Genomic DNA, 13,623 nt, shown 5'->3' with positions numbered 1-13,623 from the left:
CCCTGCCACGCGCGGCTCGGCGGTGGCGGCCCCCGAGTCGGAGGTGATGCCGCGCATCACGAAGCCGGGATTGTTGGGCGACTGGTTCTGCACCAGGAAGCCGGGCACGAAGGCCGAAAGCTGGTCGAACTCCTGGACCCCGAGGTCTTCCAGGAACTGGCCGGAATAGGCCGTCAGGGCGAACGGAACCTCGATCGGGTCCTGCTCGCGCAACTGGGCGGTGACGACGATCTCGCCCAGTTCGGCGGGCGTGGCGTCGCGGGCGACAGTCTCCTGGGCCAAGGCGCCGTGGGCCAGGCCCATCGCCCCGGTCGCGGCCGCGGCGGCCATCAGTCGCGTCTTCAGTCGGATCGCCATGTCTCATCCCCAGGCTTGGCAAGAATGGCGATGACTAACCGGCGGTAATGTCGGGCCGGCGACGGTGTGGATTCGCCCCTGCGACGTTGCCGTGACGGATCGGCGGCGATTGGTCCGTGGGCGTTGATTTCGCGCTATTGGGACGCCGCGCGCCGTGATCCGGGCGTGCTCGTTCCGCTACAGGCCGGGAAAACAACACAATCCAGACCGGGAACGCGAATCGCGTCCTGCCGTTCTTCGCCTATGCAACCGCCCGTTCACCCTGTCCGACCCGCCTCCCGCGCCGACGACTATCGTGTGCGCCCGGCAGCCGAACCCCGGTCCTGGGCGCCCCGCGTAGCCGAGGCGGACTGGACGTGGGATGCGCCGCGCCCGGAAACCGGCCCAGCGACGCGCAACGTCTTCACCCACAACGCCGAACGCTACAGCCGCCCGGTCGAGATCGAGACATCCGAGCCGGATCTGGACGTCGAACCTCAACTGACGCCGCCGCCCCGCTGGATGCTGGCCATCGCCGGGGCCGCCGTCGCCGCCCTGATGGGCGCGCTTCTGGGCGGGTTCATGCACGTCTGAGGCCTCAGGCCTCTTCCAGCAGGGCCTTGATCGGCGACCAGCCGCGCCGATGCGCGGGGCAGGGACCCAGGGTCTTCAGCGCCGCCTGATGAGCCGGAGCGCTGTAACCCTTGTGGCTGGCGAATCCATAGCCGGGATACTGGGCGTCCAACTCGATCATCAGCCGGTCGCGCGCCGTCTTGGCCAGGATGGACGCCGCCGCGATCGACAGGGACAGGCCATCGCCCCCTACCACCGTCTGAATCTCGCACGGCAGCTTGAAGCGGTAGTTGCCGTCGACCAGGGCCGCGACCGGCCGGACCGCCAACTGTTCGACCGCGCGGCACATGGCCAGGCCGGTGGCGTGCAGGATGTTCAGTTCGTGGATTTCCTCCACCGAGGCGAAGCCGACGCCCCAGGCGACGGCGCGGGCCTTGATCTCGACCTCCAGGGCCTCGCGGCGGCCGGCGGTCAGGGCCTTGGAATCGTCGATGCCGGGCGGCAGGTCGTCCGGGTTCAGGATGACGGCCGCGGCCGACACCGGCCCCGCCCAGGGGCCGCGCCCCGCCTCGTCCACACCGCAGACCGGGCCGGCGACGCGCTGGATCAGCACGGTTTCAAGGGCCAGGGTCGGGAAGGCCTTCGGTTTGGCGGGAGGTCTAGCCATGCCCCGCCATCGCACGAACCTGGCCGTGACGGAAGCAGGTCGTCTGGTGATCGTTGACCATGCCCACGGCCTGCATGAACGCATAGACGATGACAGGGCCGCAGAAGTTGAAGCCCCGCGCCTTCAGCGCCTTGGCCATCGCAACGGATTCCGCCGTCTGCGTCGGCGCCTGGCGATAATTCGTCCAGTCGTTCTGGATCGGCTGGCCGCCGACGAAGGACCAGAGCCACGCGGAGAAATCCTCCCCGTCCTCGCGCATCTGCAGCCATATCTGCGCGCCCTTGATCGCGGCGTTGATCTTGGCGCGCGAGCGGATGATGCGGGCGTCGCCCAGCAGGCGCTGGATGTCGGCCTCGTCGTAGCGTGCGACGATCTCGGGGTCGAAGCCGTCGAAGGCGTCGCGCATTCCCTCGCGTTTTCGCAGGATGGTGATCCAGGCCAGCCCCGCCTGGAAGCCGTCCAGAACCAGCTTTTCCCACAGGGCGCGCGGATCGAGTTCGGGCACGCCCCATTCCTGGTCGTGATAGGCGACATACAGCGGATCGGTCCCGCACCAGCCGCAGCGGCCTTCGGCGTGTGAGTCGGTCATGGGTCGATGTTGCCGGTTTGTTCGCTAAAGGGAAGGGCGCGGAACGTCCGCGCCCGTGAGTTGGAAAAGGACGGCCTGTCAGTCGCGGACCAGGCCGCCGTCGACGACCAGGTTCTGGCCGGTGACCGCGCGGCTCCACGGGGAGGCGAAGAACAGGACCGCGTCGGCGAACTCTTCCGGAGTCGTGACATGGCGCAGCGGGGTCATTCCGGCGATCAGGTCGAAGACGGCGTCCGGAGTGGCGGCGCTGGCGTCGGTGGTCCGCAGCAGGCCGCCCGACACCATGTTGACGGTGATGCCCACCGGCCCCAGGTCGGCCGAGGCGGTGCGGGTCAGGCTGAGCAGGGCGGCCTTGGCGGCGGTGTAGTCGTGGTAGGGCACGACCGGGTTCTGGAACAGGTTGGTGCCGATGTTCACCACCCGGCCGAAGCCGACGCGCATCATGCCGGGGGCGGTCGCCTGGATGACGTTCAGGGCGCCGCGCACCACGGTCGAGAACTGGTTCTCCAGCTCGCGCCAGCCGATGTCGGCCAGCATCGAGCGGGCGTCGCCGTTGAAGCTATAGTCCAGGGCGTTGTTGACGACGGTGGTGATCGGCGCGCCGAAATGCGCCTCGGCCTTTTCGACCATCGCCTGGACGGCGGGGCGGTCGGAGACGTCGGCCTGAAGCGCGAGGGCGCGTTCGCCGATCTCGGCGGTCAGGCCCTGCGCCGCTTCGCCGCTGTTGCGCCAATTGACGACGACGCGGGCGCCGTCGCGGGCGAAGGCGCGGACGGCGGCCGCGCCGACGCCGCGCGCGCCGCCGGTGACGAGGACGATCTGATCGGCGATGTTCATGGGCCAGGCTCTGTCTTCAGGATCGGGTTTCGGGCGGGGCGAAGGCGTCGGCGGTCATCCAGGCCGGGCGGCGCACGCGCACGGGGCGGCCCTCCACGGTCAGGTCGCCGTCGAGGCGGTCAAGGCGCAGCAGGGCCATGACCGAGCCGTCGCGCCCGGACAGCACCTGGCCGGCGCGCAGGTCGCCCTTCAGGACCTCGGCGCCGAAGGCCGGGAGCGGGCCGTCGAAGTCCAGCGGCGCCATGCGGCTCTTGATCGTTCCGCGCCGCTTCATGCGCGAGGTCGTTTCCTGGCCGACGAAACAGCCCTTGGCGAAGTCGATGCCGTTCAGCAGGTCGAAGTCGGCCTCGATCGGATAGGTCTTGTCGGCGGGAGCGTCGTTCGCCGGATCGGGCACGCCGACCGAGAGCCGGTGGGCGTCATGGTCCGCCTCGGTCGCGTCGGCCGTCGCGTCGCCATAGAGGCGTCCGCCCATCAGCGGGGTGCGCGGGTCGGTCAGGAAACCGGCGGGCGTGTCGGGCCAGGCGGCGAAGACGGGGCGGTCGTCGGCTGCGATCTGAACCCTGGCGCGCAGCCGGTACATCGACAGGCGCTGGAGCAGGGCGTCGCGCCGGTCGGCGGCGACGTCGAGCAGGACGCCGTCGTCCGCGCCGAGGATGAACAGGTCGAACAGCAGACGGCCCGGCGGCGACAGCAGCGCCCCGAACCGCAGGTCGCCGTCCCTCAGCGTCTCCACGTCCTGGGTCAGGAGATTGTGCAGGAAGGGCCGGGCGTCGGCCCCCGTGACGGCGATCAGGGCGCGGCTGGACAGGCGGGCGACGGGCATGGGCGCTAGATAGGAGCGGGCGGCGAATGTCTCCAGACGGCGCCGTGTGCAAAAAACGGTGTGGATGGGATGGCGGGACGGAGTTCGGGTCAGAACATGGTGTTGGCGTGGGCGGCCTGTTCGGGCACGCGCTGCAGCACGTCCCAGTGTTCGACGATGCGGCCGTTCTCGAAGCGAAAGATGTCCATGCCGGCCCAGTCGCCGTCGCCCGGCCATTCCTGGCGGGTGTGCAGAACGACCATGTCGTCCTGGCCCAGGGCGCGGACGATATGGACGCGCTTGCCCGGGTAGTCCCGGGCCATCCGCTCGAAATAGGCGATGAAGGCGTCCTTGCCGTCGGGAACGACCGGATTGTGCTGGACGTAGCGGTCGCCGACGTGGGCTTCGACCGCATCGCGCGGCCGACACTGGTTGAACATCAGGTCGTAGAAGGCGTGCGCGGCGCGGATGTTCGTCTCGACGGTCAGGGGCGTTCCTCCGGCGACGGAAATGTCGAAATGTCCACAAATGTGGCCGGCGAAATCCTAACACGGCGCGGCGGGGCGCCAGGTGGACGGGGGAAATGTCGTCACAGTCCCCGTCCTCTGTCCCGCCAATACACGTCCCCGGAATCGCGTCTTCAGATCACGGCGTAGCGCGTCTCGATCCCGTCCGGCTGGAAGTCGTGCTCCCCCAACCGGTCCAGGGCGCGCAGGGTCCGGGCCAGGAAGTCGGCGGGATCGCCCGCCTCGACGGCCGGGCGCAGCCAGTCGGTGACGACGGCGCGGGCCGGATAGGTTCCCACCGGGCCGGGGATGCTGAGCGCCACCTCGATCCCTTCGGCGATCCACCCCGCCACGGTGGCGAAGAATTCCATCGAGCCCAGAAAGTCGGACGGGCGCACGACGTAGAGGGTGATGACCCCGTCCTCGACCCCGTCCGGGCGGACGATCACGCCGCTGCGGTCCGGGCGCCAGTCGTCGGACAACTCCACCGCCCGCCACAGGCAGAACCAGACGCGGCAGGTCTGGGGGCGCACCTGATGCACCGAACAGCCGGCGCCGTCGACGCAGTAGGCGCACAGTTCGCCCGTGGGCTTGGCCAGTTCGGGCAGGTCCAGCGGGATGACCCGGCAGCATTCGACGCAGCCGCCGCAAGTCCGGTCCGGCAGGAGCGGCAGGCTCAAGTCAGGCCCAGGTCGCGTTCGAGCGCGGCGATGCGGCGGTCCCTGTCGGCGACCATCTCTTCCAGACGCCGCTTCTCGGACGCCATGTCGACCGGCGTTCCGTCCTCGTAATTCAGCGTCGCGCCCCTGGCGATCAGGTCCAGCCGATGGATGGCGGTGACGCGTTGTTCCCGGTAGCGTTCCAGGGCGGCGGTCGCGGCGGGGTCGGGGGCGGTCTTCATCGCGTCGCTGTATCGCATCTTCACGACAGTGGAAAACCCCGCGCGGGCGCTGAACTCGGGGCAGAATCCCTTTAGTCGTTCGGCGAATGATCGGGCGCTTTCCCATCCTGTATATCGCCGAGGCGGAGGCCGAGGACGCCGTGCTGTCGTCCGGCGTGCTGGCGCATCTGGTCGAGAGCCTGCCGCAGGCGCGCTTCACGGTCGTCGGATCGGCCGCCTCGGCCCCGCTGTTCGCCGACACCCCGCGACTGGATCAGCTGCTCGTGCTGGAGCGCGAGGGCCATTTCGAATGGCTGGCGCTGTGGAACCAGGTGCGGGCGACGAAGTGGGGGTTGGTCGTGGACATGCGCGGCTCGGCCCTGTCGGGCAAGCTGAGACGCCAGAAGCGGGCCGTCAGGGGCAAGGACCAGCCGGGCCTGCACGCGGTCGAGGCGGCCGCGCGGGTGCTGAAGCTGGAGCCGGAGGAGACGCCAGCGCCGAAACTTTATGTCGGCGACGAGACCCTGGCCGAGGTCGAGGCGATGGTCCCGACCGGCGGCGGCGACGGGCCGATCCTGGCGGTGGGGCCGGGCGTGGACTGGATGGGCAAGCGCTGGCCGGCGGAACGTTACGCCAAGGTGGCGACAAAGCTGCTGGCGGACGACGGCCCCCTGGCGGGCGGGCGTCTGATGATCGTCGGCGAGGAAATCGACCGCGAAGCCGCCCACACCATCCGGTACGCCGTGCCGCGCGCGCGGGTGATCGAGCTGCAGGGCAGGCTGACGCGGCTGCAGACGGCGGCGGCCCTGTCGAAGGCGCGGCTGTATGTCGGGGCGGATTCGATCTGGACTCACCTGGCGACGGCCGCGGGCGTTCCGGTGGTGGCGGTCTTCGGGCCGTCCGACGAGACGACGCGCGGACCGTGGAAGGGCGTGGCGGTGCGCGGGCCGCGCAGCTTCGAGGAGTTCCGCAAGCTGGACCCGAACCTGAATCAGGCCATCCAGCACATGATGGACCTGCCGTGGGAACGGGTGCTGAAGGCGGCGCAGAAGGTGTTGCGCGAGGGGTGACCTTTCCCGCCGTCATCCTCGGGCTTGACCCGAGGATCGAGGGTTCCGCAAGCGCGGTGGAGTCCGGTAGAAGCAGCCGTCGATGCATCGCCTGTCGCGATGCGGAGGGTCCGATCCTCGGGTCAAGCCCGAGGATGACGGTGATGGATGCGAGGACGGTGCGATGACCCAGACCTATGACCTGATCGTGCGCGGCGGCGAGGTGGCGAACCATGCCGGGCGGGGCCTGGCGGATGTGGGCGTGATCGACGGCAAGATCGCCTTCATCGGCGACCTGTCGCAGGCCTCGGCCGAGGAAACGTTCGACGCGACGGGGCTGACCGTGCTGCCCGGCGTCATCGACACCCAGGTGCACTTCCGCGAGCCGGGGCTGGAATGGAAGGAAGACCTGGAGACCGGATCGCGCGCGGCGGCTCTGGGCGGCGTGGTGGCGGTGTTCGAGATGCCGAACACCAATCCGAACACCACCGACCCGGCGACGATGGAGGACAAGCTGGCGCGGGCGAAGGACCGGATGTGGACCGACCACGCCTTCTACGTCGGCGGCACGCACGAGAACGCCGACTATCTGGCCGAGCTGGAGCGGCTGCCGGGATGCTGCGGGGTCAAGGTGTTCATGGGCGCCTCGACCGGCGACCTGCTGATCGCCGACGACGAGGGGGTCAGGAAGGTGCTGTCGAACGTGCGCCGCCGGGCCACCTTCCACTCCGAGGACGAATACCGGCTGGTCGAGCGGCGCGGCCTGGCCCGCACCGGCGACTGGACCAGCCACCCCGAGGTGCGCGACGCCGAGAGCGCCATCCGCTCGACCCGGCGCCTGGTCGGCCTGGCCAAGGAGACGGGCGCGCGTATCCATGTGCTGCACGTCACGACCAGGGACGAGATGGAATATCTGCGCTTCCATAAGGATGTCGCCACCGTCGAGATCACGCCCCAGCACCTGACCCTGGTCGGGCCGGAAGCCTATGAGCGGTTGGGCAGCTACGCCCAGATGAACCCGCCGATCCGGTCGCAGGAGCATGTGGATGCGCTATGGCTGTGGGGGATGCAGCAGGGCGTGGCGGACGTGCTGGGGTCCGACCACGCGCCGCATACGAAGGAAGAAAAGGCCAAACCCTATCCGGCCTCTCCGTCGGGGATGCCGGGGGTGCAGACGTTGGTGCCGCTGATGTTGACCCACGTGGCGAACGGCCGCCTGTCGCTGGAACGCTTCATCGACCTGACCTCGGGCGGGGCGCAGCGGGTGTTCGGCACGGCGAACAAGGGGCGGATGGCCGTCAGCTATGACGCCGACCTGACGATAGTGGACCTGAAGGCGAAGCGTACGATCACCCACGACCAGCAGGCCACGCGCTGCGGCTGGACCCCCTTCGACGGGGTCGAGGCGACCGGCTGGCCGATGGCGACCATCGTGCGTGGCCGGGTGGTGATGCAGGACGGCGAACTGATCGGATCGGCGCACGGCCGGCCGGTGCGGTTCATGGAGACGCTCGGCGCGTGAAGGAAAGGCTTGGCCTGATCGGCTTCGGCGCCTTCGGCCGGCTGACGGCGCGACATCTGTCGGCCTGGTTCGAGGTGAGCGCCCACGATCCGGCCGCGACGGACGGCGAAGGCGTCGCGACCCTGGCCGACCTGGCGACCGCGGCCGCCTGCCCGGTGGTGATCCTGGCCGTGCCGGTCGGGGCGCTGGAAGAGACGCTCCGCGCGATCACGCCCCACCTGCGGCCCGACGCCCTGGTGATCGATGTCGGCTCGGTGAAGGTGAAGCCGGGGCGCCTGATGGCGGACATCCTGCCCGAGACGGTGCGGATCGTCGGCACGCATCCGCTGTTCGGCCCGCAGAGCGCACGAGACGGGATCGCGGGGCTGAGGATCGCCGTGTGCGAGGTGCGCGGCGCCAAGGACGCGCGCCGCGTCGCCGCCTTCTGCCGGCGCGCGCTGAAGCTCAGGGTGTTTCAGGTCACGCCCGAGGATCACGACCGCGAGGCCGCGACCGTTCAGGGGCTGACCCATCTGATCGCGCGCGTCCTGTTGCAGATGGAGCCGCTGCCCACGCGGATGACGACGGCCAGCTTCGAGCGTCTGATGCAGGCGGTCGACATGGTCCGCCACGACAGCCCCGCCGTCTTCCGCGCCATCGAACGCGACAACCCCTTCGCCGCCGAAGTGCGCGACCGGTTTTTCGCCCTGGCCGATCAGGCGCGGGGCGAGGCGGAGGAGGAGGAAGACGTCTAAGGAGGGCGATCGGGCGCCGCTATCGACCCGCTGCGGACCGTACCGCCAACCGGCCGGGGCGCGGTCTGGTCTGACCGATTCGTAAAGCTTTCGCGCCAAAGATTCAGCGCGTAATTATCGGCCGGGTATCGCGTCAGGCGAGGGGTTCGATGTTGCGTCGGACATGGGTGGCTCTGGGAGGGCTCATCGGGGCGGCGGTGCTCGCGAGCGGCTTCGCCGTCACCCGCGGTTCTGACGTCGGATCGGCGCAAGCTGTCGTGGAAGGCCGCACAACAGGCCTCTGGCAGGCTCCGGGGGGCGCCCGCCAAATCCCGATCTGGCCGAATGGCGCGCCGGACATGGAAGACGTGAGCCAGCCGTCCGAGAGCGTTCTGACGCGCAGGACGCCCGAAGCCGTTGATGGCGACGTGTCCCAAGCCGTATTCGACGTGACCGAACCTACGATGACTGTCTTCCCCCCGCAGGGCAAAAACACCGGGGCGGCGGTCGTCGTCTTTCCCGGCGGAGGATTCCGTGCGGTGGTTGTTACCGTCGAGGGGACGGAAATCTGCAACTGGATCGCTGCGCGAGGCGTCACCTGCATCCTGTCAAAGTACCGCGTTCCGCGTAGCAATCACTACTGGGATGACGACCTCGGCCGGGCCGTGACGCCGCGAGTGCCTCGCGCCCTTCAGGACGCGCAGCGCACCGTAAGATTGGTCCGCTCACAGGCGCGAGAACTTCAGATCAATCCTACCAAGATCGGGGTGATGGGCTTTTCGGCCGGCGGCTATCTGGTCGCGCAGACGAGCAACATTTTCGAGCCCGCCTATTCGCCCGTCGATGAGATCGATCAGGTCAGCAGCCGACCCGACTTCGCCATCGCCTTCTTCCCCGGCCACATCTGCCGTCGTGGCGGTGTTTTTGATCCCGGGCTGAAGGTGACCGAAGAGGCTCCGCCAACCTTTCTGATCGCCGCGTGGGACGATCCGACGAATGAGATCTGCAACAGCACGCTCTACGCGCGAGCATTGGATCAGGCCGGGGTTCCGGCCGAGGTTCATCTGTTCTCCACCGGCGGGCATGCCTTCGGCCTGCGGCGGAATCACAGCCCGGACACGGTCTGGCCCGGGCTGCTGGAAACCTGGCTGGAGGAACGGGGCATTCTGTCAAAACGCTGAGCCGTTGAAAGTCCGCCAACCAACCTTGGCGGACATTCTGAGCGCCTGTTTGGAGGCCCTTTGACCGTCAGAACGGGTGGCCGTTCCGCGTCGCCTAAGCCGTCCGCGCCTTGGCCCGCAGCGACAGGCAATAGCCCAGCGTCACCGCCATGCCGGCGATCACCGCGCCGCAGCCGCCGATCAGGGCGACGGGGAAGGGGGCGAAGGCCCACAGGGCCGCGTAGGTCAGGCCGCTGACCGCCATCGACCAGCCGGCGACGCGGTTGACGCGGCGGGCGTGGGCGCTGGGGGCGAAGGCCTTGGGCAGGCGGTTGCCGTACCAGGCGATCAGCAGGCCGGTCGCGCCCAGGACGATGCGGTTGACCGTGTCGCCGTCGAGATAGCCCATGTTGCGCGCAGTCGAGGCGGCCAGGGCCAGGGCGATCAGGCCGCCGGCCCAGATCAGGCTGGGGATCAGGTCTTGTCTCATCGTGTGGTCTCCTCCGCGGACCGGGGCGTTTCCGCGCCGGGTTCAAATGATTGGACGAAGCCCAGCAGCGCCTCTTCGAGCACCGACAGCTTCAGGTGATAGAGGACGGACTTTCCGGCCTTTTCCGCATGAACCAGGTCGGCCTCCTTCAGCACCGCGAAGTGCGCCGACATGGTGGGCTTGGAGACGTCGAACCGGTCGCTGATCTCACCCGCGCTCATCGGTCCCTGACGCAGGAGCTGGAGCACCCGGCGACGGGTGGGATCGGACAGGGCCTTGAACACCGAACTCATGATGTGATGATTAGCTAATCATCGAAATGAGTCAAGCGGATTTTTACCGCGCTCGTGTCCTGCCCGAAATCAGCGGGCGGCGTTCGTCCTGATGAAGGCCGCCACGTCCCGCGTCACGCCCGGGGCCAGCGGCAGGTCAGGGTCGGCGTAGGTCGCCAGGTTGCCGGCGCGGTCGGCGGGGGCGGTCTTGAGGACGTGGTTCACGCCGTCCCACAGCTTCAGGGTCGCGTCCGGGTCGGCGGCGGCCAGGGCCTGGGCGTCGACAACCCCGACCTGGATGTCGGTGGTTCCCTGGCCGATGAAGACCGGGCCGTCATAGGCGGCGAGCAAGTCGGCGGGGTCCAGCGGCAGCCACGAGATCAGATACGGCTGGACCGACGGGCGGAACAGCGCGGCCAGGGCGGCGGGCGGCTCGGCGACCGTGCGGCCGGCCTCCAGCTCGGTCAGGGCGTCATAGGCCTGGGTGTTCAACGGATCGGGCAGGGCGGTCAACTGTTCGCGCAGCACCACCCCCGCAGGGCGGCCGGCGCCGGACAGAAGAACAAGGCCGCAGATCTTGTCATCGCCCTCCTGCACGGCCTGAAGGGCGACCAGGGCGCCCTCGCTGTGCCCGATCAGCCAGGCGCAGGGTTGATCCGTGAGGCGCGCGGCCTCGGCGGCCCAGGCGCGGGCGTCTAAGGCGTAATCGGAAAAGCGGAGCTTCGTTTCGTCGAAGCCGGCGGCGGCGCTGGCGCCAATCCCGCGCTTGTCGATGCGGACGGTGGCGATCCCTTCGGCCGCCAGCCCCTCGGCCAGCAGGCGATAGGTGGAGGCGCGGATGGCCGGCGTCTGGTTGCCGTCGCGGTCGGTGGGGCCTGAGCCGGGCAGGACGACGGCGACGGCCGAGGTCGCGCCTTCCGGGCTGAGCAGGGTTCCCGCCAAGGGCGCGGGCTGGGCCGGCAGGGTCACATCGGCGGCGGTCGGTCCGGCCAGCAAGGCGGCCGCGGCGAGCAGGGTCAGCATGGTCGAAGCTCCGTCGATTGGGGATGTCAGAAGGGCTGGCGGTCTGGATCGGCGCGCCACACGCGCCAGCTTTCGAACGCGGCCCATAGGGCTGCGCCCAGGATGAGCACGGGCATGGCGAGGGCCATGGCCGGTTGCGGCGCGACGGGCGCGGTGACGATCAGCCCCAGGCCGAGCCAGAAGAATAGCCGTCCCGCCAGCCGGTTGGACCGATCCCAAGCCAGGCGGCTCTTGTAGCTCCAGGGCGTGCGGACGCCGATGACCGGGTTTGGACCGACTCGGCCCAGCCCCCCGCCCACAAGGGCGAGGATCAACCCGGTCAGGGCCATCATCCAGCCGGTGGAGGGCGGCGTTTGCCCCGTCAGGGCGCCCACCGTGAACCACAGGATCAGGGCGGTCGCGCCGCCGATGCTGAGCAGCGACACCAACTGACCCGCACGCAGGCCCCGACCACGTGCAGGGGCCTCCGCTTTTCTAGCGTACCAACCCATCATTCCGGACGTGATCGCGGTCATGGCGGACATGAAGCCGAGCAGCAGCGCGAATTCGTTGCGGTCGCCCCAACGATCCGGTTCGCCCCGCGCATTGAAGTGCATCGGATAGGCGACATCCGGCGCCTGGGTCGCGGTCCAAAGGGCCATCGCCAGGATCGTGACGGTCACGATCGCGGTGGCCACGTCCAAGAGGCTGAAGCGATAGGTCTTCATTCCGGGGTCCCTTGAGGCTTGAGTGCGCGGTCCGCGGGTTCGCGGTTTCCCGCCCCCGCAATGTCCATCAGGAAGGACATGGCCTCCTCGACGGCGGAGATTTCCAGGCGGTAGCGAATGGTCTGGCCTTCGCGCTCGGGGCTGACCAAGCCCGCTTCCTTCAGCGCGTTGAGGTGGCCAGTGATGGTGGGCCAACTCATGTCGAAGGCCGCGGCGATGTCGCCCGAAGCCAACGGGCCCCCGCGCAGCATGGCGATGATGCGGCGACGGACCGGGTGGGAAAGGGCCTTGAACAATGTGTTCATAGGACTCTTCCTAATTAGGAAAAACCCTAATTGCAAGCGACCTCGCGCATGTCGTCGCAGGCGGTGAGGCGGTATTGCAAAGCAATCGCAATACGGCGTAGAGAGCGCGGTCTCTTCCCCATCTTGAGAATGCGTTGCAATCCATGGCTTGCTGCTCCCGCCGCCGTTTCACCTGCGCCGCCAGCCTGCTGGCGCTGGTCCTGGCCACGCCCGCCCTGGCCCAGACCGGGAGCGCGGAGCCTACGCAACTGGACGAGATCGTGGTGACGGGATCGCAAGTGCGGCTGCCGGGCGCGGCGGCGGGCGGCCAGGTGGCCACGGGCGGGCGGGTCGGCCTGTTCGGCAATCTGGATGCGATGGACACACCCTTCGCCTCCACCAGCTACACCGAGAAGCTGGTGCGCGATCAACAGGCGCGCAGCATCGGCGACGTGCTGCAGAACGATCCGGTGGTGCGGGTTTCCAAGGGCTTCGGCAACTTCCAGGAGCTGTACGTCATCCGCGGCTTCCCGGTCTATTCGGACGACATGACCTACAACGGCCTCTACGGCGTGCTGCCGCGCCAGTTCGTGGCCGCCGAACTGGTGGAGCGGGTGGAGGTGTTTCACGGCGCCACCGCCTTCCTGAACGGCGCGGCGCCCGGCGGCAGCGGCGTGGGCGGGGCCTTCAACCTGGTGCCAAAGCGGGCGGGTCCCGAGCCGCTGACCCGCCTGACCGCCGGCGTGTCGGGCAATGACGAAATCTACGCCGCCGCCGACATGGCCCGCCGCTTCGGCCACCACGAGGCGACGTCGGCGATCGTCGTGTCCTACTACTGGCACTTCGTGGACGTCGTCTGGATCGCCCTGTTCTTCATCGTCTACTTCCTGAAGTAAGACGACCCCCACTCACCGCACCGACTTCAGGCCCGGGCCGGCAGCATGAGCGGCCCGCCCCGGAAGAGAACGATAGGAAACCCCCGTGAAGGCACTTTCGCAGAACCGACGCCATCCCCTGATGGGGCTGGCGCTCCTCCTGCTGGGACTCCTGGTGACCGGCGGACTGTACTCCGTCGCGAGCACCGTGAACCAGGCGCAGGCGGCCACGCAGGTCACCGCGGCCGCCTCGGCTGATGACATCCCCGAGGGCGAGAAGCTCTTCAACGCCAACTGCGCCTCCTGCCACGGCATGGGCGCCGCGGGGGGCCCCT

The 13,623-nt window shown here is 68.9% G+C and carries 19 protein-coding genes and 1 pseudogene; 7 read left to right on the top strand and 13 right to left on the bottom strand.

Features of this window, described 5'->3' with window-relative positions; genetic code table 11:
• Window positions 1-357: pseudogene (locus B2U11_RS03560) on the bottom strand (TonB-dependent receptor); the annotation flags it as partial.
• A gap of 297 nt (window positions 358-654) precedes the next feature.
• Here B2U11_RS03560 and B2U11_RS03555 point away from each other — a divergent pair.
• On the top strand, window positions 655-930 hold the full coding sequence (locus B2U11_RS03555) for a hypothetical protein (RefSeq protein ID WP_292070010.1): 276 nt from the start codon (window positions 655-657) through the stop codon (window positions 928-930).
• A 4-nt stretch (window positions 931-934) separates the two neighbouring features.
• Here B2U11_RS03555 and B2U11_RS03550 read toward each other — a convergent pair whose 3' ends face one another.
• The 7 genes from B2U11_RS03550 to B2U11_RS03520 all read right to left on the bottom strand — a co-directional run bounded on the left by B2U11_RS03550 (window position 935) and on the right by B2U11_RS03520 (window position 5,214).
• Window positions 935-1,576, bottom strand: coding sequence for a ribonuclease HII (locus tag B2U11_RS03550; RefSeq protein WP_292070009.1), 642 nt, complete (start codon window positions 1,574-1,576; stop codon window positions 935-937).
• On the bottom strand, window positions 1,569-2,165 hold the full coding sequence (locus B2U11_RS03545; protein ID WP_292070007.1) for a DNA-3-methyladenine glycosylase I: 597 nt from the start codon (window positions 2,163-2,165) through the stop codon (window positions 1,569-1,571). Before B2U11_RS03545 ends, B2U11_RS03550 begins: the two co-directional genes overlap by 8 nt.
• A 78-nt stretch (window positions 2,166-2,243) precedes the next feature.
• The gene (locus B2U11_RS03540) at window positions 2,244-3,002 is read right to left on the bottom strand and encodes a 3-oxoacyl-ACP reductase (RefSeq protein ID WP_292070006.1); all 759 of its coding nucleotides are present in this window, start codon (window positions 3,000-3,002) and stop codon (window positions 2,244-2,246) included.
• Window positions 3,003-3,018: 16 nt separating this feature from the next.
• Window positions 3,019-3,828 carry a YgfZ/GcvT domain-containing protein gene (locus tag B2U11_RS03535; protein ID WP_292070005.1) on the bottom strand — a complete coding sequence of 270 codons (810 nt, stop codon included), beginning with the start codon at window positions 3,826-3,828 and terminating at the stop codon, window positions 3,019-3,021.
• Between the two features lie 89 nt (window positions 3,829-3,917).
• Window positions 3,918-4,277 carry a nuclear transport factor 2 family protein gene (locus B2U11_RS03530; protein WP_292070011.1) on the bottom strand — a complete coding sequence of 120 codons (360 nt, stop codon included), beginning with the start codon at window positions 4,275-4,277 and terminating at the stop codon, window positions 3,918-3,920.
• A 170-nt stretch (window positions 4,278-4,447) separates the two neighbouring features.
• Window positions 4,448-4,993, bottom strand: a complete 546-nt coding sequence (locus B2U11_RS03525; protein WP_292070004.1) for a hypothetical protein — start codon at window positions 4,991-4,993, stop codon at window positions 4,448-4,450.
• On the bottom strand, window positions 4,990-5,214 hold the full coding sequence (locus B2U11_RS03520) for a hypothetical protein (protein WP_292070003.1): 225 nt from the start codon (window positions 5,212-5,214) through the stop codon (window positions 4,990-4,992). Before B2U11_RS03520 ends, B2U11_RS03525 begins: the two co-directional genes overlap by 4 nt.
• Before the next feature lie 86 nt (window positions 5,215-5,300).
• On the opposite strand from B2U11_RS03520, the gene B2U11_RS03515 reads away from it, so the two are divergent.
• The 4 genes from B2U11_RS03515 to B2U11_RS03500 all read left to right on the top strand — a co-directional run bounded on the left by B2U11_RS03515 (window position 5,301) and on the right by B2U11_RS03500 (window position 9,658).
• Entirely contained in the window at window positions 5,301-6,263 is a 963-nt protein-coding gene (locus B2U11_RS03515) for a glycosyltransferase family 9 protein (RefSeq protein ID WP_292070002.1), read from the top strand.
• A gap of 163 nt (window positions 6,264-6,426) precedes the next feature.
• The gene (locus B2U11_RS03510; protein WP_292070001.1) at window positions 6,427-7,764 is read left to right on the top strand and encodes a dihydroorotase; all 1,338 of its coding nucleotides are present in this window, start codon (window positions 6,427-6,429) and stop codon (window positions 7,762-7,764) included.
• Complete coding sequence (locus B2U11_RS03505) at window positions 7,761-8,498, top strand: prephenate dehydrogenase (RefSeq protein ID WP_292069999.1); 738 nt, start codon at window positions 7,761-7,763, stop codon at window positions 8,496-8,498. Before B2U11_RS03510 ends, B2U11_RS03505 begins: the two co-directional genes overlap by 4 nt.
• A 149-nt stretch (window positions 8,499-8,647) precedes the next feature.
• Window positions 8,648-9,658 (top strand): alpha/beta hydrolase, encoded by a 1,011-nt coding sequence (locus B2U11_RS03500; protein WP_292069998.1) that lies wholly within the window; start codon window positions 8,648-8,650, stop codon window positions 9,656-9,658.
• A gap of 94 nt (window positions 9,659-9,752) precedes the next feature.
• On the opposite strand, the gene B2U11_RS03495 is transcribed toward B2U11_RS03500, so the two are convergent.
• The 5 genes from B2U11_RS03495 to B2U11_RS03475 form a co-directional block, all read right to left on the bottom strand.
• A complete protein-coding gene (locus B2U11_RS03495) occupies window positions 9,753-10,127 on the bottom strand; it encodes an ammonium transporter (RefSeq protein ID WP_292069996.1) in 375 nt (124 codons plus the stop codon).
• On the bottom strand, window positions 10,124-10,420 hold the full coding sequence (locus tag B2U11_RS03490) for an autorepressor SdpR family transcription factor (RefSeq protein WP_292069994.1): 297 nt from the start codon (window positions 10,418-10,420) through the stop codon (window positions 10,124-10,126). Before B2U11_RS03490 ends, B2U11_RS03495 begins: the two co-directional genes overlap by 4 nt.
• A 69-nt stretch (window positions 10,421-10,489) precedes the next feature.
• On the bottom strand, window positions 10,490-11,422 hold the full coding sequence (locus tag B2U11_RS03485) for an alpha/beta hydrolase (RefSeq protein WP_292069993.1): 933 nt from the start codon (window positions 11,420-11,422) through the stop codon (window positions 10,490-10,492).
• Between the two features lie 26 nt (window positions 11,423-11,448).
• Window positions 11,449-12,129 carry an SdpI family protein gene (locus B2U11_RS03480; RefSeq protein WP_292069992.1) on the bottom strand — a complete coding sequence of 227 codons (681 nt, stop codon included), beginning with the start codon at window positions 12,127-12,129 and terminating at the stop codon, window positions 11,449-11,451.
• Window positions 12,126-12,434 (bottom strand): metalloregulator ArsR/SmtB family transcription factor, encoded by a 309-nt coding sequence (locus tag B2U11_RS03475; protein ID WP_292069990.1) that lies wholly within the window; start codon window positions 12,432-12,434, stop codon window positions 12,126-12,128. Before B2U11_RS03475 ends, B2U11_RS03480 begins: the two co-directional genes overlap by 4 nt.
• A 143-nt stretch (window positions 12,435-12,577) precedes the next feature.
• On the opposite strand from B2U11_RS03475, the gene B2U11_RS03470 reads away from it, so the two are divergent.
• Window positions 12,578-13,309: a TonB-dependent receptor plug domain-containing protein gene (locus B2U11_RS03470; RefSeq protein WP_292069988.1), complete on the top strand. Its 732-nt coding sequence runs from the start codon at window positions 12,578-12,580 to the stop codon at window positions 13,307-13,309.
• A gap of 85 nt (window positions 13,310-13,394) precedes the next feature.
• The coding region (locus tag B2U11_RS03465) for a c-type cytochrome (RefSeq protein ID WP_292069985.1) at window positions 13,395-13,623 on the top strand (229 nt) is incomplete at its 3' end.

Origin of the sequence: Brevundimonas sp. UBA7534 (assembly GCF_002479325.1) — a bacterium.
Taxonomy (GTDB): domain Bacteria; phylum Pseudomonadota; class Alphaproteobacteria; order Caulobacterales; family Caulobacteraceae; genus Brevundimonas.
This window is presented reverse-complemented; position numbering and strand designations above follow the sequence as displayed.

Bases quoted from the DNA above. Each gene is read 5' to 3' on its own strand.
- B2U11_RS03550 (WP_292070009.1), bottom strand. From the start codon at position 1,576: ATGGCTAGACCTCCCGCCAAACCGAAGGCCTTCCCGACCCTGGCCCTT.
- B2U11_RS03480 (WP_292069992.1), bottom strand. From the start codon at position 12,129: ATGAAGACCTATCGCTTCAGCCTCTTGGACGTGGCCACCGCGATCGTG.
- B2U11_RS03520 (WP_292070003.1), bottom strand. From the start codon at position 5,214: ATGAAGACCGCCCCCGACCCCGCCGCGACCGCCGCCCTGGAACGCTAC.
- B2U11_RS03510 (WP_292070001.1), top strand. From the start codon at position 6,427: ATGACCCAGACCTATGACCTGATCGTGCGCGGCGGCGAGGTGGCGAAC.
- B2U11_RS03515 (WP_292070002.1), top strand. From the start codon at position 5,301: ATGATCGGGCGCTTTCCCATCCTGTATATCGCCGAGGCGGAGGCCGAG.
- B2U11_RS03485 (WP_292069993.1), bottom strand. From the start codon at position 11,422: ATGCTGACCCTGCTCGCCGCGGCCGCCTTGCTGGCCGGACCGACCGCC.
- B2U11_RS03470 (WP_292069988.1), top strand. From the start codon at position 12,578: ATGGCTTGCTGCTCCCGCCGCCGTTTCACCTGCGCCGCCAGCCTGCTG.
- B2U11_RS03540 (WP_292070006.1), bottom strand. From the start codon at position 3,002: ATGAACATCGCCGATCAGATCGTCCTCGTCACCGGCGGCGCGCGCGGC.
- B2U11_RS03545 (WP_292070007.1), bottom strand. From the start codon at position 2,165: ATGACCGACTCACACGCCGAAGGCCGCTGCGGCTGGTGCGGGACCGAT.
- B2U11_RS03490 (WP_292069994.1), bottom strand. From the start codon at position 10,420: ATGAGTTCGGTGTTCAAGGCCCTGTCCGATCCCACCCGTCGCCGGGTG.
- B2U11_RS03495 (WP_292069996.1), bottom strand. From the start codon at position 10,127: ATGAGACAAGACCTGATCCCCAGCCTGATCTGGGCCGGCGGCCTGATC.
- B2U11_RS03475 (WP_292069990.1), bottom strand. From the start codon at position 12,434: ATGAACACATTGTTCAAGGCCCTTTCCCACCCGGTCCGTCGCCGCATC.
- B2U11_RS03535 (WP_292070005.1), bottom strand. From the start codon at position 3,828: ATGCCCGTCGCCCGCCTGTCCAGCCGCGCCCTGATCGCCGTCACGGGG.
- B2U11_RS03500 (WP_292069998.1), top strand. From the start codon at position 8,648: ATGTTGCGTCGGACATGGGTGGCTCTGGGAGGGCTCATCGGGGCGGCG.